Here is a 23437-nt window from a genome sequence, read left to right as displayed (position 1 = left end):
TTTATTCCGCATTTCTGAATTCACGCGGGCTTTTGCCGAAATATTTTTTGAAGGTGCGGGTAAAGTTCTTAGGGTTGCTGTAACCGATCATTTCGCTGATTTCATAGGTTTTATAATCGATTTCCTTTAAAAATTGTGCGGCTTTCTCCATCTTGACGGAAATGACGTAATCTGAAAAATTTTCTCCCGTCTTTTGCTTAAAATACTTGCTAATATAGTAAGGGCTCATGTGCACTAAATCTGCAGCGCCATCCAGGGCAGCATCTCGATAGCGCTCCTTCACGTAATTTTTGATCACCGAAATCACTTTATCGGAAACGCCCCCTTCTTGCGCGGCGTCTGTTTTCTTTTCTTGATTTAATTCTTCTTTGATGCTTAAGAAAACATTCATTAATTCATCATATTTGGTCGGCTTGACGATATAATTTTTCACGCCGTAAATCAAGGCCTGTTGGGCGAATTCAAAATCTTTATAACCGCTTAAAAAAATGACTTTAATTGGTGATTTTTTTAGGTAGAGCTCTCTAGCCACATCGATTCCAGTCATATTCGGCATTCGGATATCGCAGAGAATAACATCCACCTCATGTCTCTCCGTATATGCCATTACCTGAGTGCCATTATCAGCCTGACTCACGACCGTGAAGCCAACGTCTCCCCAGGGAAAGTAGTTGCTTAAGCCATTTCTGATTTCATATTCGTCATCAGCAATAAGGAGCTTATACACAGCGACCCGCCTCTCTATTCGGAAAAATCAACAACCTTCTTATAGGCACATTATAGCATTGATCGATGGCTGTAGTCCCTCAATTTGTCAAATGAGTATGTAATGATTCCTTTTTGTTAAAAGATGATACTTCTTCGTCCAGTTCGTCCTAAATGAGCCAGCAAATGATACCAAAAGAGGAGCCAACCGCCTTTTTATTCTTCCTGTATCCTTTATAATCAAGGTATTGAAAGCGTTTCCTAATGAAAGGATGAGGAGATTGATCAGAATATCCATATCAACTGCAAGAGTGGATCACCCTGACAGTTATTTGAAGCAGCTTGTACAGTTGGGGGCGGATTGTCTCGATTTCGGGAATGGCTCCAGCTTCGTTGGAGTGAAGGAGCAAGGGTATCCTGATTTAGATGAACTGTTAAAGCTTAGACGCAGACTCCGTTCCTTCGGGCTGGATATCAACCGTGTGACTCTGCCGAATATGTCGGAAAGATTCATGAGAAACCTTCCTGGCTCGGAAAAGGAATTGGATCATACGGTTAACGCCATGAAGGTATTTGGTGAAGCAGGAGTACCCATCATACGGCAGCGGTTTACCGGGGATACGTTCGATCAGTTGATGACTAAGTATGATGCAGTGCTGCGTGGAGGGTATATTTCCCGGGGGGAGAGTATAGGACTCACAAAGCAGCAGCACGAGACTCCGACTTATGAGGAGCTTCAAGCCTGGTGGGAGCGTTTCTTGACCGTCTATGGTCAACTGGTTCCGATTGCAGATAGCTACAAGGTGAAGTTGTCGATGCACCCTTCGGATACGCCAAACACGGACACGCCTTTCGGTGGTCTTGGATATCATCGCGTTACGGATGCTTTCCCCAGTAAGCAGGTAGGCTACATCTATTGCATCGGTACACGGGCTGAAGCTGGAGGCTCGTCGCTCGTGCTTGATGAAATCAACCATTACGGCAGACAAGGGCGCATCCATCTCATTCATATGAGAAATGTTCGTGGAAGCTTACCGACATCGGGCGGGTTTGAAGAAACACTGCTGGATGATGGGGACTTGAATATGTTCAAGGTTTTAATGGCATTGAAAAAGGTTGGCTATGACGGTTGTATCAATCCGGATCACATTCCTTTTCTTGAAGGGGACGATCGGGATCGGCACAGCGGTGACCATCGTACTGCATGCGGAATCGGACTGGCTTATTCGATTGGGTATCTCAAAGCGCTGCTCTGCGCGATGTATGCTGTATAAATGACAATACTACATTATGAGGTGAGATTATGAAATGGAATAGAGTGAGCTCTGTATTAGTAGCGACTACTTTGCTGGGAACGATCGCTGCAGGATGCTCGACAAGTAATGAGGCTGCTTCTACATCCGTAGATAAAGCTGCTTCGCCAACCGCTTCTAATGGTCCTAAAGAGAAATTTATCTTCTGGGATAAAGGGGAATACACCCAAGCTTATAACGACCTCATGAAGCAGCGGGTGGAGGAATTCGGCAAGGCGAACAATATTGATACCGAATACGTGGTCATTTCTCAGAATGATTTGAAAACGAAGCTGTTGGCCTCGATCGAAGCCAAGAATCCACCGGATCTTATTGTGGCGAACGACCCGGTTGCCAAGCAGTTTGTCGCCTCCGACCAACTCGTGGACACTTCCGACATCATTACGAAAATCAATTTTACAGATGGAGCCAAAAAATTCTCCGTAGTCGCAGATAAATATTTCATGGTGCCTCAATCCTTCCAAATGGGCGGAGCCTACTTGCGCAAAGATCTTTGGGAGAAGCACAAATTGCCAGTTCCGAAAACGTGGCAGGAGCTTTACGAGCAGGCCAAAATTGTCAACGATCCGAAAAACGGCATCTATGCCGTAGGTCTCCCGTTAGGTCAATCCGGAGGCGGTGATGCCGAGGGGTTTGTTCGGGATGTCATTCTAGCTTATGGCGGAGCTATTGTCGATAAGGACAATAATATCACGGTCAATTCCAAAGAGACGCTGGAAGCGATTACGTTTCTCGCAAAATTTTGGCAAGAGGGCCTAACGCCGCCATCTTCCGTGACTTGGGACGATAACGGCAATAACAATGCCTATCTAGCAGGTACGGTCGGCTTCGTCATCAACAGCGGAAGCATCTACGATCAGGCCAAGAAGGATAAACCGGATCTTGAGAAAAATACGCTTCTCATTCCAAAGCTTGCTGGCCCTAAGGGCGATTTTATTCTAGGCAGCGGCAACGTCTTCGCCATATTCAAAAATGCCAAAGGCACCAAGTGGGCGAAGAAGTTTGTTACCGAATTTTATGACAAAGATTTCTACAATAAATTTGTTGAAGTCATGGGCGGAAAATTTCAGCCTGTACTTAAGGGCTCTGAAGAGATGGCATTTTGGAAGGATCCGAACAATAAAGCCGCAGGCTGGATGAAAATGATTAATGACGTGGTTGGATCAAGTAATTATCCAGGTCCTGAGGACGATCTCGGATCCAAGGCCAAATCCATGCAGCTTGCGACAAGAGCGGTGCAAAGAATTGTTGTAGAGAAGATGGATCCGCAGAAATCTCTTAATCAGCTTGAGCAAGAGCTCAAGCAGTTATATGGTAAAAAGTAACGGGGTCTTACTATAACTATACGCAGTCAGGCGGTGATTTCTTGCGTGGGACAGTTAAGCAGAAAATATGATAGAACGCTCGGATACTTATTAATTTTACCGGTGGCTTTTGTCATCTTTGTGGTCATCGGTTTCCCATTCATCAATGCCATTTATTTAAGCTTTACGAACAAAGTTGTAGGTATGGATCCCAAATTTATCGGATTTGACAACTATCTCCACATTTTCACCGATAGAGAGTATTGGAAGGTACTTAAAAACACTTTTATCTTTATGATCGCAAGTGTGGGTATTAAATTAGTCGTCGGTCTGATGCTGGCGGTCGTAGTCAACGAGACGTTCTTCGGTCGGGGAATTTTTCGGATGATCCTGCTTATTCCATGGGCTCTCTCCGGCATGGTTGCCGCCATCACCTGGCGGTGGATGTATGACGATACATACGGCATTATCAATTCCATGCTGCTTCGATTCCACATTATAGATACACCCATTTTATGGACCTCGGGACTCCATATGGCCCTGGTTTCCGTCATCATTGTGAACATTTGGAAGGGGCTCCCCTTTTTCATCTTCAGTTTGCTCGGCGGCTTACAGACCATCGATTCACAGATGTATGAGGCGGCTACAATTGACGGAGCGGGCTGGATACGACAGTTTTTCGCGATTACGGTTCCTTCGATCATGACAGTCATTACCATTACTACGCTGCTTTCCTGCATCTGGACGTTTAACAATTTCGAGAGTGTGTATTTGATTACAGGCGGAGGTCCCTTAAATGCATCGGCGGTTATTTCCACTTATACGTATGAAGTAGCCTTCCAACAAAATTTATTGGGTCGTGCGCTAGCTGTGGCCGGTTCCGTGGTTCCTATTCTAGTCGTCATGATTGTAGTCTCCATGAGAAAACTGAAAACGGATGATTAGGGGGAACTAGGATGAAGCTAACAACAGTAAAAAAGATAAGAAAGCAAACCATTATTTACGTGATTGTCTTCATTTTTACCATCTGGACGTTGTTTCCGGTGTATTGGATGGTTAAATCGTCTTTTACCCCTAACGAGCTCATGTATACAGCTAATCCCGGGTTGGTTCCAGATACGTGGACATTATCTCATTACAAGGATTTGTTTCAAAAAACAAAGTTTATGAATTTTGTGAAAAATAGCCTTTACGTGGCTTCGCTTGTTACCGTCATCTCGGTCAGCATCAGTATTTTGGGCTCATACAGTATGACCCGGCTGCGATATCGGGGGAGAATCTTTTTTTCGCAAAGTATCATTTACACGTATCTGCTGCCAACGGCCGTATTGTTTATCCCGATGTACGTGGCTGTAAGCAAGCTTGGTTTAAGCGACAATAAGAACGCTTTGCTGATTGTTTATCCGACGATCATCGTGCCTTACTGCTGCTATATGCTGATCAGCTATTTCAAGGCGATTCCCAAAGAGCTGGAAGAGGCGGCTTTGATCGACGGATGCAGCAGTCTTCAGGCTTTGTTCAGAATCATCATTCCTATTGCTTCTCCAGGCATAGCCGTTGTATCTACCTTTGCCTTTACGCTAGCATGGAACGAATATTTGTATGCGTTGGTTTTGACGACCAGCCCGGGTCAGCAGACGGTCAATATTGGGATTTCCGGCTTTAAATTTTCGGATCAGGCAGTCTGGGGACTGCTCATGGGCTCGTCTGTTATTGCATCCTTGCCAGCCATTTTCCTGTATTTCCTGGCTCAACGGTTTTTAAAAAGCGGATTGGCCGCTGGCGGCGTCAAGTGAGGGTTAACTAGCGAGTAGGAGGCTAACGATGATGAAGATATCGGTCACGGTGAATACGTGCGATTTAACGGATCGCGATTTGAAGCAAATGTGCCAATTGGGCATCGATTATGTAGATTTCGGCAAGGGATCTTCCTTTCCAGGGGTGAAAGAGCAGGGTTATCCGGATTTGGATCAGTTACTTCAGCTGCGCAGGCGTGTACGTTCCTTCGGGCTTGATATGAACCGGGTTACGCTCCCGGACTTCACAGATCGGTTTATGAACAATTTGCCAGGTTGTGAAAAGGAACTTGAGAATTCATCTCTTGCTGTAAAGGTATTTGGCGAAGCGGGCTTGCCGATTGTAAGGCAGCGTTTTGCCGGGGATACCGCACCTATTTTGACGACTGGCTATAAAGCCGTGCAGCGGGGTGGAGCTGTAGCTCGGGGAGAAAGTCTTGGCTTGATGAAGAATAAGCCCGAAGTTCCTGGTTTGGAGGCGAGGGAGCATTTTTGGAGTCGCTTCACAGAAGCGTTCCGCACATTAGTTCCCTTGGCCGAGGATTACAACGTGAAGTTGACGGTTCATCCATCGGATACGCCAAACCATGGAACCCCGTTCGGCGGGCTGGGCTTCCATCGGATTATCGATGCTTTTCCGAGTAAAAATGTCGGATACGTATACTGCGTGGGAACGCGCGCCGAAGAAGGCGGAAGCGCTTTGGTCATGGATGAAATCAATCATTATGGGCGCAAAGGAAAAATTTGTTTGGTACACCTTCGCAATGTGAGGGCCAGCCTTCCAACAGCGGGAGCTTTTGAAGAAGCGCTTCTGGATGATGGTGATTTGAATGTGTTTAAAATTTTACTCGAGCTGCGAAAGGTTGGATACGAGGGCTGTATCAATCCAGATCATATCACGCAGTTGGAGGGCGACAGTATCGATTTAGATCAAAATTGGGCGCATTCGGGCATAGGTTGGAAATCGTCCAGCATAGGTTGGGGCTATTCCATCGGTTATGTGAGAGCTCTGCTGACCGCATTGGCGGAGTTTGAGGGCAAAAATTAGCTGAAGCGACTGCCTTGCCGATATTCCAAATACCGCCAGGGGATCTCCTTAACAGGAGAACCCCTGGCTATTTCTGCAATCGAGTCGTTTCCACCGAACAAAGGGACCAAGCTCGCGAAGTTCACAGAGCATAAAGAATAAATTGACGCACAATTTAATTTGTCTTACAATATGACTTATAAACATTTATTTCCTTATTTTATATTATTTTTAAAGAAGGGAAGAGAACAATTTGATGCAGGATATGAAACATGAGCAACTGAATAACCGTTTTTCAGGCACGCCAATCATTACAGAAATGCAGGTCATCCCTGTGGCAGGGTATGACAGCATGCTGCTTAATCTCAGCGGTGCACATGCTCCTTTCTTTACACGCAACATTATCATTCTTAAAGATAACGCAGGCCATACGGGTGTTGGTGAGGTTCCGGGCGGTGAAAAGATTCGTCAAACACTAGAGGATGCACGGGCGCTCGTCATTGGTCAATCCATAGGTCAATACAATAACATTCTGAACACTGCACGCAAGCTGTTTGGTGATCGAGATGCTGGAGGACGCGGTTTACAGACCTTCGATCTACGCATCACGATTCACGCCGTTACTGCTTTGGAAGCTGCACTATTAGATCTTCTGGGGAAATTCCTCGGTGTTCCTGTTGCTGCGCTCCTTGGCGAAGGCCAGCAGCGTGACCGCGTAGAGATGTTAGGTTACTTGTTCTTTATCGGTGACCGTAATCAAACGAAGCTTCCTTACTTGAGCGGGCAGGATGGCAAGGATGACTGGACACGATTGCGTAATGAGGAAGCGCTTACACCCGAAGCTGTCGTTAAGCTGGCTGAGGCGGCATACAAGCGATATGGTTTTAACGACTTCAAACTGAAGGGCGGCGTGCTTCGCGGAGAAGAGGAGATCGAGGCCGTCACCGCGCTAGCCGAACGTTTTCCGCAAGCAAGAATAACGCTGGATCCTAACGGCGCATGGTCTTTGTCTGAAGCAATTCGCCTTTGCCGTGATCAACACCATGTACTGGCTTATGCCGAAGATCCTTGCGGAGCTGAAAATGGTTATTCTGGACGTGAGGTCATGGCAGAGTTTCGCCGTGCGACCGGACTGCCGACAGCTACGAACATGATCGCCACGGATTGGCGCCAGATGGGACACACGATTCAAATGAACTCGGTTGATATTCCACTTGCTGATCCGCACTTCTGGACGATGCAAGGTTCTGTTCGGGTAGCGCAAATGTGTCATGAATGGGGGCTAACGTGGGGCTCGCATTCTAACAATCATTTTGATATTTCGCTGGCCATGTTTACCCATGTCGCTGCTGCTGCACCGGGAAAAATCACAGCTATCGATACCCATTGGATTTGGCAGGACGGGCAGCGTCTGACCAAAGAGCCATTCCAAATTGTTGGAGGTATGGTGGAAGTTCCGAACAAGCCAGGTTTGGGCATTGAGATTGATAGGGTTGAAATTGAGAAAGCGCACCAGCTTTATAATGAGAAAGGGCTTGGAGCGCGTGATGATGCGATGGCTATGCAGTATTTGATTCCTGGCTGGAAATTCGATCATAAACAACCTTGCCTTGTAAGGTAATCGATATAATCAAATGAAATGAAGGAGAGATCACAATGGACTTTAGTCTTATTCGCGGAGTCATTCCGCCTATCGTTACACCGGTTGATGCTGATGAATGCGTGGAAGAGCAGGGACTACGAAGGGTTGTCGAGCACGTTATCGCAGGAGGAGTGCACGGTATCCTTTCTTTAGGCAGTAATGGCGAATTTTATGGATTGGATCATGAGCAGCAGGAGCGGGCAGTTCGCATTACGATCGAGCAAGTTGCGGGCCGGGTGCCAGTTTATATGGGGATTGGAGCCATCACGACTAAGGAATGCGTTCAGTTAGCCAGATTAGGTGAATCGTTAAATGCTCAGGCGCTTACGATCTTGCCTCCTATGTTTCTTGCGCCTTCGGAAGAAGAGTTATATCAACATTTCCGTAAAGTAGCTGAAGCGACTTCCTTGCCGGTGCTGCTCTATAACAATCCGGATCGCGTGGGGAATAATATTTCCGTTAACTTGATTGAACGGCTTGCCGATATTCCCAATATCGTCGGAGTGAAAGATAGCAGCGGCGATCTAACTTTGACTTCCGAGTATATCCGCAGAACACGGGAAAAAGGATTTAAGGTCATGGCGGGAAGGGATATCATGATCTTAGGCTCATTGGTTTACGGTGCTGTAGGTTGTGTCGCTTCAACGGCAAATATTGTGCCGGCATTGGTCGTTGAAATTTACGAGAAGTTTATAGCCGGGGATCTATCGGGAGCTTTGGAAGCCCAGTTTAAGCTGGCTCCTCTTCGCATGGCTTCTAATCTCGCAAGTTTTCCGGTGGTGACCAAAGAGGCAATGAACCTTATCGGTCTTGAAGTGGGAGGCTCGATCTTGCCGAACACGAGCTGCTCGGAAATCAATAGAAATAAGCTTGCTGACATCTTGAAGCAGATGGGAGCTCTTAAATGAAAATGAAAGTAGGATTCATCGGGTTGGGTATTATGGGTAAGCCCATGAGTAGAAACTTGTTGAAAGCGGGTTATGAGCTAGTTGTTCTCGATACAAGTAAGAGTGGTTCGGAGCTCGCAGCGGCGGGAGCTAAGACGGCATCTACACCTAAAGCCTTGGCTGAGGAGGTGGATGTCATTATTACCATGCTGCCGAATTCACCGCAGGTGAATGAAGTAGTTTTAGGCCCGAATGGCGTCATCGAAGGAGCTAAAACAGGAACCATCGTTATCGATATGAGTTCGATCGCGCCTCTGACCAGCCAGGAGATTGCCCGGAAGCTGGCGGAAAAAGGGATAGAAATGCTTGACGCTCCAGTGAGCGGGGGAGAGCCTAAGGCGATCGAGGGGACTCTTTCCGTGATGGTTGGCGGGAAGAAAGAAGTATTCGATCAATGCTATGATGTGTTAAAAGCAATGGCTGCCTCTGTCATACGTACAGGAGACATCGGAGCAGGGAATGTGACCAAGCTGGCCAATCAGATCGTGGTAGCCATTAATATTGCCGCAATGTCCGAAGCGTTCGTGCTCGCCAGCAAGGTTGGCGTTCAGCCAGAGCTCGTATATCAGGCGATTCGCGGCGGTTTGGCCGGCAGCACCGTCTTAGATGCGAAAGCGCCGTTGGTGATGGACCGCAATTTCGACCCGGGATTCCGTATCAACCTGCATATAAAGGACTTGAGCAACGTCTTGGAAACCTCTCATGAAGTAGGCGTGCCTCTACCGCTGACGGCTGCCGTCATGGAAATGATGCAGGCCTTGAAAGTGGATGGAATGGGTGATTGTGACCACGGCAGCTTGATTCGCTACTATGAGAAAATGGCAAAGGTTGAAGTTAGTAGGTAAGCATCCAAGAATCCGAAGAAAACCTCTTATCACCTATAAGGGGTTTTCTTTGTTAAGATAGAAGTATTAGAATTTTATGTGCAAGAAAGAGAGGAGAGAAGCGCCATGCGAATTATTTTGGCACCCGATTCATATAAAGGGAGCTTATCTGCCCTTGCTGTTGCTAATGCGATGGAACGAGGGATTCGGGACGTATTCCCTGATGCTGCGGTGAGCAAAGTACCAATTGCTGATGGCGGTGAAGGTACGGTAGAAGCGCTTATTATGTCTACCGGCGGTCAAATGATCCAACAGAAAATAGTAGGACCTTTGGGTGAAGAAATCGACTCCTATTGGGGGATTCTTGGCGATGGAGAAACCGGGGTAATCGAGCTTGCGGCTGCTTCTGGATTACCATTGGTACCGAGGGAACAAAGGAATCCACTGTTGACGACGACTTTTGGGACCGGACAATTAATCAAGGCGGCTCTCGATTACGGACTTCGCAAGCTAATTATAGGTATCGGGGGCAGCGCAACCAATGACGGCGGAGCGGGAATAGCACAGGCCTTAGGAGTCAAATTCCTGGATTCGGATGACAACGAGCTATCCCAAGGCGGGGGGGCTCTTGCCAAGCTCGCACGAATCGATTTATCCGATTTGGATAAGCGTATCGCCGAATCGGATATTAAGGTCGCATGCGACGTCGATAACCCGCTGTACGGGCCGTTAGGTGCTTCCGCGGTTTATGGTCCGCAAAAAGGTGCCACATCCGATATGGTGGCGCAATTAGACCATGCCCTTAAGAATTATGCGGCAGTTGCCCAATTGGCAACACGCAGGGACGTTGCACTTATTCCGGGTGTCGGTGCAGCCGGCGGTGTAGGGGCAGGATTGTTGTTTTTCACGAATGCGAAGCTGATCCCAGGCATTCAAATTGTACTGGAGGCTGCCGATTTCGCTGAAAAGCTTAAGCAGGCGGACCTGGTCATAACCGGTGAAGGCTCCACCGACTATCAAACCGCGCACGGTAAAGCCCCTGTTGGTGTGGCTAAGATCGCCAAGCAGGCGGGCATCCCGACGATCTGCTTGTCCGGCGGTTTAGGTAAAGGCGCTGAGGATGTACTTCAACAAGGGATCGACGGTCTGATGAGTATTGTGCCCCGGCCCATGGAATTAGAGCAATGTATAGTATCGGCTGAGGAGCTTATTCATACTGCCACGGCTAGAATATGCAGATTGATAAGCATTGGAATCAAGATGAAATAATATCATGGCTATAGGACAACATTGTTATTTTATCTAATTCGTCTTACAATATGATTATGCATTTTAGACAGCTAAGAGAGAAGGGTAATTATGGTGGAACTTAGAGGGAGCGTAGAATTGGAGACTGTTAAACGAAACACGCTGCCCAAGCAAGTCGTTGACAGCATTGTTCAGCTCCTGATCAGCGGTCAGCTTAAACCTGGAGATAAACTGCCGTCCGAGATGGAACTGATCGATATGTTAGGCGTGAGTCGGCCAGTTCTGCGGGAAGCATTAAGTTCGCTCGAAGCACTTGAAGTGATTACGAGAAAAACCCGTGGCGGTACCCATTTTAATAATAAAATCGGCAGCAATCCGTTCTCGGTAATGCTGGCTTTGTCCATTGGCAACCTTCCAGCAATCATCGAAGCACGAATGGCTTTAGAATTGGGACTTGTGGCCATAGCGGCAGAAAAGATTACGAGCGAGCAGTTGAACCGATTAAAGGAAACTATTGATGAAATCGCGGGCAGTGTAGATAACAACTATGGGGAAGCGGACAAGGAATTTCATCGGATTATTGCATTGAGTGCGAACAATCCGATCATTGAAGGGATGATAGATCCGCTGCTTATCACCCATGACAAAATGGATAGACAAGTTAGGGAACGTGAACGTGATGTAACGGTCCAATTTCATACAGATATCTATAATGCGCTCGTTAATCGGGATCCACAAGAAGCGTTTACTCATATGTACCGACATCTTAGTTATGTCCGAAAAAAGCTATTGCAGGTATATCAAAACGAATAAGCGGCCCGTGACGGTCCATTTATAAAGACTTTATAGCGGAACGCTGCCTGTTGGAACCAAGTATCTGAAAATCGTCTACAAGATTTCGCCTACCAATGGCTGGAACCCGCAGATTAGAAAGCCTGAAATGACCAGCCATATTACTTATCCATAATTGTCCGGTGAAAAAGAAGCAACCCCAAGCTGCAAGTGCTGGGGCTGCTTCTTTTTTGTTTTAAGCCATGAAATGAAGCATTTCTTCTCGGCTCCCGAAAATCGGTGGATTTGCTGGACCGTAAGAAAGATTTATGCAAGTAAATTACTTGCAGGGACGTTCGCTTTTTACAAAATCTTCATTTGAGTTTTACACGTAATTAACCTATAGACAATGGATATATTGTACAATAAATATTGTACGAAATAGATAAACGGTACAATATACCAAATTAATAGATATTATAAAAAAATATTGAACACAAATGCAAGGTCATTCAAATGCTAAAATCGCTTTTTTGGCCAAAGCTTGACCTACCCTAAGCGTTAGTGGAGTCGATCGATTTCGATATGCAATTGTTTTTGTAGGGATTAGACAATTTTTTGGGAGGTGGTGCTTACGGACTGAAATGGCCGTTAATTATCGCAATAGACTTTGGTGAATTTTACGAGCTTTTTGAACAGATCCTTAAAAAACTAAAGTATGGAGGTTTTGTGTAGTGAAAAGAGTTATATCCTTTACCCTCGCATCAATGATGTTAATCGGTACGTTATCGAACACCGCAGTAAATGCAGAGAGTGACGTATTAAATGCCAACCCCCTTATGGCATCGATTAAATTCGATAATAATTTAGACGACGATGCAAATCAAGGGCATTCGTTGACAGCACATGGAAATTATAGTTATGTAGACGGTGTATTACCCGGGACCAAGGCTCTGCACGTAGAAAGCGGAAATGGCAATTATGTCGGTACGACGCAAAGCTTGAATGTTGGTAATGACAGTTTTACCACATCCTTCTGGTATAAGGGCGACACTAAGGATAATCAGGTCATATTATCGAACAAGGATTTTAATAAGAGCTCTAACGCAGGATGGGCGATTTATACATCACCCAATTCGGTCAATATGAATTTAGGATTCCCGACCACATCAGTAAAATTTGGGCGCGACACGTTTAATGCTTCCGCTTGGCGTTACGTGACATTTGTTGTAGACAGAGATAAAATGCTCGGGTCGTTGTATATTGATGGTTATGAAATGGCTGAAACCTCGCTGGGGGTTGGAAGTTTAGATACATCGAACCCATTAAATATAGGTAGCGACGGATTGGGCGGCAATGGTGGTAATTCGTTCGATATCGCTGATCTGAAGGTTTGGAGAGGTGCACTAAGCACTGATGCAGTTCAAGCTAATTATAATGGTTACGGTTTAAATAAAGTAGATATGAACGCACTTAACGGCATAATATCAGAAGCAAATACAATAGTAGCAGGCGGTCTCGGCAGCGGCTTCAGCCAAACCGATTTTGATTATTTGAAAAAGGTTTTGAATACGGTAGCTACGGTTGCAACAACGCAAAAAGTAAAATTATATACACAGGAAACCATCAATTATTACGAACGTGAACTAAACAACGCCATATTCATCTATCAAAAAAGCAATAAAACATTAACTCCCGCCGATTTAAATATAGCGGATAGCAGCGACCCGGAAATCTCTGCAAATCCCAGTACAATCTCGCGTGTGGAAGCAGATTATAGAAAAGCCCTGAAAGTATTCCCACAGGCCGACGTATTGGTGCAGCCTGGCGACATTACCGGCGGTAACAATGCTAATGAATATGTGTGGATGGGTGAGCTTACCAAAGTATACAATAAACTTAAAGCTGAGGGCTTATTTAACACTACGAAGTTATATATTGTAAAAGGCAACCATGATATGAACGGCACCGAAAATTTAATACCTGTCGGTACGGCGGGCGCGTGGAACGCCTCAACGAATTCGTACGATAACGATTTCTATAACGGTGCTTATAGGGTAAAGATAAAAGGATATAATTTGATTGGTTTTGATGCAAATATTAACAGCAGCAGCACGGTGGGAAAAGCCACCAATTACCTCAACCAAATTAAAAGTGAAGTGGATTATGATCCAACAAAACCCATATTTGCAATGTCTCACTACCCGATAAGCGGAACCGTGTGGGGATCGGCATGGAGCAGCGGTGCAAGTAATAATTTCGGTAAATTTATTGCCGATAATAATTTTTCGCAGGTGTTCTAAATGTCAGGTCATACGCAATATGACCCGACCGACGAACGTTCTCTCTATCAAGGTGCGGCTTCGTTTCTCGATTCCGGTGGTTCGAACTATTCCAGTTATCAAGATGACGGTCCGTTCGGCGGATATATAGAAGGCGCGTATGGAAGCTATCATACCACACCTCGCATCTCGAATTTCATAGAGGTTTATGGTACAAAATTGATCCTCAAGCAATATAATTTAGCTACAGATGAATTTGTAAGCATACCTCGTGTAGTCAACGTTGGCGAAGGCAAAGATGCCTTTAGCTATAGCAAGAGCGATATAAGAGAACTCATAGCTCCGCAGTTTGATGAGGGCATTAAGATCGATTCCTTGAATGCCAACGAAGTTGCTTTTACAATAAAGCAAGCAAATGACAATGTGCGGGGTATGGAATATAATATTCAGCTTATCAACAAGCTCACGGGGAAAGTGGACAAATCGTTTAATAGCCTTTCGTATCCGATGGACAAACCATACGATGTATACAGGCAATATAAGTTTACTAATTTGTCGCCAGGTACTCCATATAAAATCAGGGTGTTCGCCGACGATTCCGTGTATAACCGTTCGTCGCAGGATATTGAAATTAATGTTAACAGTGTTAATTTAAACAGCATCACTGCGCCTGCATCGGTATCTGCGAACAACGGAACGGCCAAGACAGCGGAAGCTCTTGGATTGCCCATAAAAGTAAGTCTTGCAACCGATGCTGGTAATGTGGACGCAAGTGTGAATTGGGACTTAAGCAGCATTAGTTACGATCCGGCTATCAAGACGGTGCAGACCTTCTCGGTGCCAGGGACCGTAACCCTGCCTCTCGGAGTTGAAAACCCGAACAGCGTTCCATTGACAACAAGCATTAACGTTACTGTTAAAGAAGTTGGAGCAGCTTCCGATCATATAACACTAGACAAATCCCAATACATCCAAGGAGAAGCCATTACCCTATCCTATAGTGGAGCTGCGTTAAACGGGAAAGATTGGGTCGGCATCTACAGAACCGGAGCTGTTCCTCCAGGTGCCGGTGCATCTTTGATATGGAGTTATTTAAAGTCTGGATCCGGAAGAGTTAGTTTAAACAATGGACTGGCCCCTGGCACTTATGATGCACTCTTTTTGCTCAATGACGGTTATACGGTAGTGGATCGCAAGACATTCCAAGTCGTTCAACGCGTCCCTGTGAGCGGGGTGACTCTTGATCAACAGAAAGTAACAATGATTCAAGGCGAAACCAGAACATTAACAGCTGCCGTTACGCCCGCGAATGCGAATGATACCCGAGTATCGTGGATAAGCAGCGACCCAACTGTTGTATCTATAATCTCAACAGGAAGCAGCGCTTCGCTGATCGGCAATCGTCCTGGGACGGCGACAGTGACGGTCAAAACTTTAGATGGGAATTTTACGGCTTCTGCGAATGTTACAGTGAACCCAATTGAACATCAACCGCCAACGACAACGGACAATGCGCCAAGCGGCTGGGTCAATCAAGATGTCACTGTAACCTTAAGCGCGAGCGATAACGAATCGGGTGTAGCCAATACCTACTACATTGTAGACGATGGCACTGAGCAAAAGGGAACGACCGTCGTATTGTCGGAAGAAGGCGTGCATAAGCTTGTATATTGGAGTGTAGACAAAGCAGGCAACGTGGAACGGGCACATACAGTATCCATTAACATCGACAAGACAGCTCCGTCGATCGCGGTGTCCGTACCGGGAGATAACAGTATCTATAAAGATTCCGCGGATTTGACGCCTCAGATTGCATGGACGGATAACTTGTCGGGTGTGGACAGCAGCAAGACGACGGTGACGCTGGATACGTATTCTTACCAAATCGGAACGGCGATCCCGCTTTATAAGTTGCCGCTCGGTCAGCATACCCTTATGGTTACCTCCAGCGACATGGCCGGTAATGTGGGAAGTAAGACCGTTCACTTCCAGACGGTGGCCAGCATCGATTCCTTGAAGGCGCTGGTAACGCGTTTTGCCGATGCCAAATGGATCGACAATGCGGGAATTGCCAACAGCCTACAGGCCAAATTGGCGAACAGCAATTTGAAGAGCTTTGTGAACGAGGTGGAGGCGCAAAGCGGGAAACACATTTCAAGCGAAGCGGCAACCTATTTGCTGCGAGACGCTCAATATTTATTGACACAAAAGTAGAACATTATTTGAATGATCGGTAATGAAACGGGGGGAGATCAATTTTCTCCCCCTCATCGATTTGGACGATTAATGGTACCTAAGGTGATCTAAAGCTGCATTTACTCGAACGAAGTCGAGCAACATGTTCAAGTTGCAGAATGAACGGTTGTGACCGGATAAACTAAATTGCAGATTGTAATACTTGCATCTCATGAAAAGAGGTTCCGCTATGAAGCAGCGTTCATTCCTGTCCTTGTTCATAATCATAATCTTATTATTTTTTGGGACTACCACAACTTCACTTGCGCATTCCGGAAGTATGGGTTTCTCGGTATTAAACATTGAACAGAACGAGATTCAATATGAACTTTTTCTTGATCAATTAGATTTGTTCCCACAATTCGGTACCAACCTGGATAATCTGGTGAATGAGGAACAGTTCTCGCAAAAAATCGAATCCTATCTACAGAAAGGTCTTCGCATAGATGCGGATTCGAAGCCCTTGAAGATGGAATTGCTTTCGATGAACATGGCGAATAAGGGTACCTTAAGAGGCGTGGAATTTCATCTGAAGTTTACTGCCGATAAAGTGATCGAAAAATGTAATCTTCATTACGATCTGGCGTTTGACGATGTGCCTGCTCATACGAGTGGACTCTTGGTCCATGCAGGGGAATATGTCCAGCAGGACTTGATTGATAGCACGAAAAGAGATATTCAGATCAACCTTCCCCAGCATAACCAGCAGGATAATAGTGATAGCACTAAAGGGGATATTCAGAACAACCTTCCCCAGCCTAAGATTGGCGCTGTTTTGTGGAAATACTTTAAGCTTGGAATCGAACACATTTTGACAGGTTATGATCATTTGGTGTTTTTGTTATCCTTGGTATTAATCGCATCCCGCTACAAAGATGCTTTGAAAATTGTTACTGCTTTTACAATCGCCCACAGCATTACACTATTCTTGGTGGCGTCGGGCCGCATCCATGTCATCTCGTCTTGGGTCGAAGCGTTGATTGCGGTGACGATCTGTTACGTGGCCGTGGAAAATATGTTTGTTCAAAAGGCGAAATGGCGGTGGGTATTGACAGCCATATTTGGCCTGATTCACGGCATGGGCTTCGCCGGGGCTTTGGCTGAAACAGGACTTCCAAAGGGCAATCTGATTGGCACGCTCCTGACGTTCAATTTAGGTGTAGAAACGGGCCAACTGATGGTCTTATGCCTATTATTGCCCCTCTTGATTTGGCTGCGAAAGTTCCCGTGGTATCGTAAAATGATGATTTCAACGTCTTGCCTTATTTTTGTTCTGGCATTTTATTGGTTGATTCAAAGATTGTAATTAGGACATTCATTGATTAATACGAGAGTTAGCGGTATTATTGCTAGCTCTTTTTTACTGTATAGGAAATTATGAAACGCCAAAATAGCGCCCCTACGTTCTGCGTGCGGGTTCCGCATCGACATAATCACCGAAATAACGCCTCCTCGTTCCCCGCGATCCTCAGATTTGCAGCCTAAATGTTCGCAAAAAATGAAATAAGTAATAAATGTATATAACTAAAATATACTGGTCTGTTCCTGTAAAATGTCAATTATAATGAAATCAATAACGAACAAAGGAGGCAATTTACATGGAAAACTTAACGAAACACACCACCGTACCAACATATAAGGGTGGAACACTTACTTAAATTGTTAACGGTGTACGCCCTTATATGTGTTATTTAAATAACACAAAAAAAGGGGTAAAACCATGCGTTTTCCAGTGAAAAAGTTTTTTTCCTATTACAAACCGTATTTATCGTTGTTTCTTAGAGTATTGGCCTGTGCCTTTATCGTTTCTGCTGTGACATTGGTGTTTCCGCTGCTCGTTCAGCATATTACGAAAGATGTTTTGAAAGGAGACTTGTCCGGAGCCCTAAGCAGCGTGTATGGAATTGGCGGGCTGATGCTTGTCTTAGTCGCGGTCCAGAATATCGGGAACTACTTTGTGGACTACAAAGGTCATGAAGTTGGCGCTCGTATGGAAAGCGATATGCGCAGCGAGCTGTTCGCACACATGCAGACTCTTTCCTTTAGTTTTTACGATAAGGAAAAGACAGGTCGGCTCATGTCTCGAATAACGAACGACCTGCTGTTGCTTTCCGAGCTATACCATCACGGTCCAGAAGACTACGTCAAATATCTCGTCCGCTTTATTGGAGCATTTTTCATTTTGTTCTCGATTAACGCACACCTAACCATTGCCGTATTCTGTTTCTTTCCGATCTTAGGTGCCTTTTCATTGTATTTCAATAAGATGTTGAACAAGGCATTAAGAAGAAACAAAGAACGAATCGGGGATGTAAACGCCCAAGTAGAGGATAGTCTATCGGGAATCCGCGTAGTCAAATCGTTTGTCAACGAGTATGTCGAAATCGAGAAGTTTAATCTGGCAAATAATCGTTTCCTCGATAGTCGAAAGAAAACGTACAAGGCTGAAGCATATTTTTTCAATGCTGTCGAAACAATTATCCAACTGATTACGATAACGGTGATCATCTTTGGCAGTGCCAGTATCGTCGGCAACACACTCAATTTAGCGGATTTGATAACTTTCTTACTCTATATAAGCTTTATGATTGAACCCATTCAACGACTGACGCATATGAGCTCTCAGTTGCAAGAAGGAATAACGGGCTTCCAGCGTTTTATGGAAATCATGAATTTGAAGCCGACGATCGAAAACAAACCGAATGCCTTGATCCTTCCAGAGGTACATGGAGAAATTGAGTTCAAGCAAGTTTCCTTCCGTTACGAAGCCCATTTGGACCATGTATTGGTAAACCTGTCGCTTCGTGTACAACCAGGTGAGTACGTTGCGTTAGTGGGGCCGTCTGGTGTGGGAAAAACTACATTATGTTCACTCATCCCTCGCTTTTATGAAGTGACCAATGGGGACGTATTACTAGATGGGATCAGCGTCCGGGATCTCGATCTGAGGTCATTAAGAAATAACATCGGGATCGTACAGCAAGATATCTACCTTTTCGCGGGAACGGTAATGGAAAATATCGGCTACGGAAATCCTGCTACGAGCGAAGAAGCAATTATCGCAGCCGCCAAATACGCCAATGCCCATGGCTTTATCATGAACTTGTCGAACGGCTACCACACCGAGATCGGGCAACGAGGTGTCAAACTGTCTGGCGGACAAAAACAGCGGCTAAGTATTGCTCGCGTATTCTTAAAGAACCCACCCGTTCTCATTTTAGATGAGGCAACGAGCGCACTTGATAACGAGAGTGAGAGCATTATCAAGGAATCACTAGAATCATTAGCAAAAGGGCGTACAACCATTGTCATTGCCCATCGACTTTCCACGATCCGCAATGCCGAACGAATTATCGTATTGACAGAGGACGGTATTGTGGAACAAGGTACGCACGAAGCGTTGCTGGCACGCGATGGCGTGTATGCACACCTGTATTCCAAGCAGTTTGAATTACAATAAGAGAGACGGGCAGGTAAATTAGACGATGTCCATGAACTTGTTCAAATGCGCTGGGACTTCTCAGCGAGCAATATCTACTTCTGTTCAAATTGCTGCGTTTCAGTATGCAGACAATTCTAGACAATCTAACTACTGAACAAAGCGAGCGAGTGGGAGTGTATGTCGATCAGGGGCGGTTCACATTTAAGCAATTTGATGGAATACCGCATCGAACATGTCCGCAACCACCTTGCTCAAATTGAAAGGGTAAAGAAGGCATACCACGATAAGCAATGAACCAATTAAGCTCTAACGAGGAACTATAGTTTAATCATGACATGAGACGGCAGCCGGCATACGATCGGCTGCCGATGTCTGTTGAAGTAACGGAGGTATGCGTGGTGTGAAAATACTACTGGGATTAGTTGAAGACGTAAGAATGAATAGTTAAAGGCTCTAGCGAAAAACTATAGCTCAGGAGCTGTATTGAAGCAGCTTTTTTTGACTTCAAGCAGTTTAATTTCGAAATTGACAAAAATCATAGAGGAATATACAGTTATATGCAGCTTATAAAGGTAAATTATGGTCCTGGTTTAAAAGAATTCATTCAGAAAGGAGAAAAATTATCATGAGCTTCGGTACTTTAATAGCCTTTGCCTTCGTTTCGCTTGGTATGGTTTGTTCTCCTGGTCCTAACATGATTTACTTAATTTCTCGTTCTATTACGCAAGGGCGTATGGCGGGGGTTATCTCTCTTCTTGGCGTTATGCTTGGTTTTCTTGTTTACATCATTACAACAATGTTCGGACTCACGATACTTTTTACTGCGGTTCCATTTGTTTTCGAAACAGTCAAAATAGCAGGTGCGGCTTATCTACTCTGGCTTGCTTGGAATGCAGTTAAGCCTGGAGCTACATCTATTTTGTCGACTCGAATTCTTCCAATTGACCCGCCAAAGAAGTTATTTCTAATGGGGTTTATGACTAACCTGCTCAATCCCAAGATTGCTATTCTATATGTGTCGCTACTGCCTCAGTTTGAGAACCCTGCACGGGGATCATTATTTTTTCAAAGCGCGTCTCTGGGTCTAGTTCAAATAACCGTTAGTTTTATAGTCAACCTCTTGATTATACTGACTGCGAGTAGAGTTGCCGTGTGGTTCGGCACGCGCCCTACTTGGTTATCAGTACAGCGTTGGATCATGGGGAGTGTTTTAACTGGTCTTGCTGTACGTCTTGTTTTTGAACGCCGGCAATAAGTTGGTTTAAATAAAGTCGATAATTGAAGCAGGACATGCCGTTTTTTAGTATGAGCCGTTTATTTGGTAAAATGGATGTCTTGAGCAACCATCGACTCATTGGAGAGGTTACCCAGGCATTAGACGATGTACCCCTTAATCATTGTCCATTGAACTTGGAATTGTTCATCTAACAAGACAAGATCAGCATCAAAGCCCCTGGAGATCCTACCTTTATTATCCAGGCCTAGTATTCGTGCAGGTGATCTTGAAGCCATTTTAACCGCGTCTATTAAAGAAATGCCGGTTTCTATGGTTAGACGCAGTGCCTCATTCATCGTAACCGTACTGGAGGCTAAAGTCCCATCCTCTAGGCGTGCTACACCTTCGGAAACCGTAACATGATGGCCACCGAACATATAATTTCCATCACCAAGTCCCATGGCTTGCAAAGCATCTGTGATAAGTACCATGCCATCTGGTCCTTTCAGACGATGCATCATTCGAACGATTGCAGGATGCAAATGAATGCCATCTACAATTGCTTGTAGGCTGACATGTTCTTCTTCAAAAGCGGCTACAACCAGACCGGGATCCCGATGATGAATCGGACGCATGCCATTGAAACAATGCGTAACATGACTCGCTCCTGCTTCAAAGGCTTGCTTGGCCTCCTCGTATGTGGCATCCGAATGCGCGACGGCGATAACTACGCCCATTTCCTTCAGAAAAGAGATGAGTTCCATCCCACCAGGTAATTCGGGGGCTATTGTAACCATCTTAATCAGTCCATCTGCTTCGTTAAAAATTTCTTTCATTTCAGTAAGATTCGGATGTCGTAAAAACCGTTCATTTTGCATACCTTTACGCTTCGGATTCAGGTAAGGACCTTCTAGATGAAGCCCTGCAATTTTGGCCCCGACTTCATGTCCTATGACACGTTTCACACTACGAATCATGGTTAATAATTCTTCAATAGTAGAGCTGACGGAAGTGACCAGAAACGAGGTGCAGCCGGTTTCTGCACAAGCCCGAGAAACCTCCTGAATACTTGTCTCACTTCCATCCATCATATCGAACCCGTTGGCACCGTGAATATGAACATCGATCATGCCTGGTATTAATAAATGTCCTTGACCATCCATAAGTTCATATTCGCCCTCAGGAAGAGAAGATAGGCCGCGTTCTATCTTTTCAATAATTCCATCTCGTATCCAAAGTATGGCAGATAGACCAGGGTTATCTTCTTGAATCACGTTTACATTGTGTAAAATTTTAAGACTCATCTCTGTTTTCCCCCTCGAATTTGTCTTTCTCCTCACATTGAATAATCGTTATATTTTTATTATGAAGTACTTCTCTTATTTCGATAGGCACCTCTTGATCGGTAATTAAAATGTCTACAAAGTCAAAATCTAAACGATAAACCGACTTGCTTGTAAACTTTGTGAAATCTGCCACAACAATGACCTGATCCGATCTGCGGGCCATCTCTTTTTTAACAGAAACATCATCTTCGTAAGGAAAGTAAAGCCCATCGGCTCGTATAGCTGTAGCTCCGATAAATGCCTTATCAGCTCTTAATTCTCTCAGCTTATCAATGACGGAGGGTCCAAATAACAACCGATTTTTGGCATGTAAATAGCCGCCGAGTACATATACTTGCAGATCTTCCCGACCTGATAGAATCCCTACAATGTCTATGGAATGTGTAACAGCCGTAATATTTTTAGCTGAAATTTGTTCTGCTACAGACTGTACCGTAGTTGAAACGTCTAAAATGACTGTTTCCCGATCTTGAACCAGTTTAGCTGCTAACTTCCCAATTTTTCTTTTACTGTCTGTTTCGTCAATTAAACGTTCCTGATAAGTGGCTATTTCCTTCTGCAATTGAGGCAGAGCGACACCTCCATGTGTACGAATAACGATCCCTTCTTGTACTAATTTAACAATATCTCTTCGGGCTGTATCCCTAGATACATCTAGAAGAGAACAGATATCCATAACACTCATCGCGTGGTGTTTATTAATATAGTCGAGTATTTTCAGTAATCGTTCTTCTTGATACATCAATCTCACCTCTTATAAGTAACTTTATCATAAAATTCAAGTATATTAAAGTGATTTATAAGTATATTTAAGCATTATATTGGATTTCCCAATTTCAATTGGCCGATATATGCTTGAATACCCATGGTTGGGTAATTATCACGAAAAAAGAAATGAGAAGAGGGTGAGTTATAGACAAGAACAAAGTGTTATTGCTACAGCGTGAAATGGATCAACAAGCCTGTATATCTCATCAAAGCAATCTGTGTAGGTTGGTGGCAGGTCGGTAAACTGTTGAGCTAAACATTCCTGTAAGGCCTAAGATTTGGGCTTTGTTAAAAAAGGAGCACCTCGGTATGATGGATTTGTCGAAGGGTTTTAACCCAATACATCAAGGAGGCGCTCTTACTATGAAGTTTAAACAAACAGACGGACAAAATCAACGCATTGAACGAATTTCTACATCTCATCTTGTTGTGGGTATAGATATCGCCAAAGAGACTCATGTAGCACAAGCAACTAATTTTCGCGGTATCGTACTTAGTAAGCGACATCTTACATTCTCAAATACAATTGAAGGATTCGAAAAATTAGAACGATGGATTGACGAAATCAGGC

At 44.8% G+C, this 23437-nt stretch carries 18 protein-coding genes and 1 pseudogene; 16 read left to right on the top strand and 3 right to left on the bottom strand.

The genetic code is table 11. From position 1 onward, the window contains the following. Position 1: 1 nt before the first annotated feature. Entirely contained in the window at positions 2–727 is a 726-nt protein-coding gene (locus G519_RS0126525; RefSeq protein WP_029197276.1) for a response regulator transcription factor, read from the bottom strand. A 259-nt stretch (positions 728–986) separates the two neighbouring features. Here G519_RS0126525 and G519_RS0126520 point away from each other — a divergent pair, with 259 nt between their 5' ends. From G519_RS0126520 to G519_RS0126440, 15 genes are all read left to right on the top strand, one after another. Next, positions 987–1979: a mannonate dehydratase gene (locus tag G519_RS0126520; RefSeq protein ID WP_029197275.1), complete on the top strand. Its 993-nt coding sequence runs from the start codon at positions 987–989 to the stop codon at positions 1977–1979. 29 nt (positions 1980–2008) lie between these two features. Further along, positions 2009–3343 carry an ABC transporter substrate-binding protein gene (locus G519_RS0126515; protein ID WP_029197274.1) on the top strand — a complete coding sequence of 445 codons (1335 nt, stop codon included), beginning with the start codon at positions 2009–2011 and terminating at the stop codon, positions 3341–3343. Between the two features lie 45 nt (positions 3344–3388). Then, entirely contained in the window at positions 3389–4267 is an 879-nt protein-coding gene (locus G519_RS0126510) for a carbohydrate ABC transporter permease (RefSeq protein ID WP_029197273.1), read from the top strand. 11 nt (positions 4268–4278) lie between these two features. After that, on the top strand, positions 4279–5118 hold the full coding sequence (locus G519_RS0126505; RefSeq protein WP_029197272.1) for a carbohydrate ABC transporter permease: 840 nt from the start codon (positions 4279–4281) through the stop codon (positions 5116–5118). A gap of 28 nt (positions 5119–5146) precedes the next feature. Further along, complete coding sequence (locus G519_RS0126500) at positions 5147–6166, top strand: mannonate dehydratase (protein WP_029197271.1); 1020 nt, start codon at positions 5147–5149, stop codon at positions 6164–6166. Between the two features lie 235 nt (positions 6167–6401). After that, complete coding sequence (gudD, locus tag G519_RS0126495; RefSeq protein ID WP_208860915.1) at positions 6402–7766, top strand: glucarate dehydratase; 1365 nt, start codon at positions 6402–6404, stop codon at positions 7764–7766. A 35-nt stretch (positions 7767–7801) separates the two neighbouring features. Further along, the gene (dapA, locus tag G519_RS0126490; RefSeq protein ID WP_029197269.1) at positions 7802–8695 is read left to right on the top strand and encodes a 4-hydroxy-tetrahydrodipicolinate synthase; all 894 of its coding nucleotides are present in this window, start codon (positions 7802–7804) and stop codon (positions 8693–8695) included. Next, complete coding sequence (gene garR, locus G519_RS0126485; RefSeq protein WP_208860914.1) at positions 8692–9579, top strand: 2-hydroxy-3-oxopropionate reductase; 888 nt, start codon at positions 8692–8694, stop codon at positions 9577–9579. Before dapA ends, garR begins: the two co-directional genes overlap by 4 nt. A 105-nt stretch (positions 9580–9684) precedes the next feature. Further along, entirely contained in the window at positions 9685–10827 is a 1143-nt protein-coding gene (locus G519_RS0126480) for a glycerate kinase (protein ID WP_029197267.1), read from the top strand. 90 nt (positions 10828–10917) lie between these two features. Next, positions 10918–11619 (top strand): FadR/GntR family transcriptional regulator, encoded by a 702-nt coding sequence (locus G519_RS0126475; protein ID WP_029197266.1) that lies wholly within the window; start codon positions 10918–10920, stop codon positions 11617–11619. Between the two features lie 692 nt (positions 11620–12311). Continuing rightward, positions 12312–13880 carry a LamG-like jellyroll fold domain-containing protein gene (locus G519_RS52415; RefSeq protein WP_029197265.1) on the top strand — a complete coding sequence of 523 codons (1569 nt, stop codon included), beginning with the start codon at positions 12312–12314 and terminating at the stop codon, positions 13878–13880. After that, the gene (locus G519_RS52410) at positions 13881–16073 is read left to right on the top strand and encodes an Ig-like domain-containing protein (protein WP_029197264.1); all 2193 of its coding nucleotides are present in this window, start codon (positions 13881–13883) and stop codon (positions 16071–16073) included. Positions 16074–16284: 211 nt separating this feature from the next. Continuing rightward, the gene (locus G519_RS0126455) at positions 16285–17400 is read left to right on the top strand and encodes a HupE/UreJ family protein (RefSeq protein WP_029197263.1); all 1116 of its coding nucleotides are present in this window, start codon (positions 16285–16287) and stop codon (positions 17398–17400) included. Positions 17401–17814: 414 nt separating this feature from the next. Then, positions 17815–19554: an ABC transporter ATP-binding protein gene (locus G519_RS0126445; RefSeq protein WP_029197262.1), complete on the top strand. Its 1740-nt coding sequence runs from the start codon at positions 17815–17817 to the stop codon at positions 19552–19554. A 604-nt stretch (positions 19555–20158) separates the two neighbouring features. Beyond that, positions 20159–20791, top strand: a complete 633-nt coding sequence (locus G519_RS0126440) for a LysE family translocator (protein ID WP_029197261.1) — start codon at positions 20159–20161, stop codon at positions 20789–20791. A gap of 119 nt (positions 20792–20910) precedes the next feature. Here the strand turns inward: G519_RS0126440 and nagA are convergent, their stop codons facing one another. Then, positions 20911–22056, bottom strand: coding sequence for an N-acetylglucosamine-6-phosphate deacetylase (nagA, locus tag G519_RS0126435; protein ID WP_029197260.1), 1146 nt, complete (start codon positions 22054–22056; stop codon positions 20911–20913). After that, positions 22046–22840 carry a DeoR/GlpR family DNA-binding transcription regulator gene (locus G519_RS0126430; protein WP_029197259.1) on the bottom strand — a complete coding sequence of 265 codons (795 nt, stop codon included), beginning with the start codon at positions 22838–22840 and terminating at the stop codon, positions 22046–22048. The genes nagA and G519_RS0126430 overlap by 11 nt, the downstream gene beginning before the upstream one ends. Before the next feature lie 389 nt (positions 22841–23229). Between G519_RS0126430 and G519_RS44630 the strand changes: the two are divergent. Beyond that, positions 23230–23437, top strand: a pseudogene (locus tag G519_RS44630) (IS110 family transposase); the annotation flags it as partial.

The sequence above is a fragment of the Paenibacillus alginolyticus DSM 5050 = NBRC 15375 genome (assembly GCF_000422905.1).
Taxonomy (GTDB): Bacteria; Bacillota; Bacilli; order Paenibacillales; family NBRC-103111; genus Paenibacillus_E; species Paenibacillus_E alginolyticus.
This window is presented reverse-complemented; position numbering and strand designations above follow the sequence as displayed.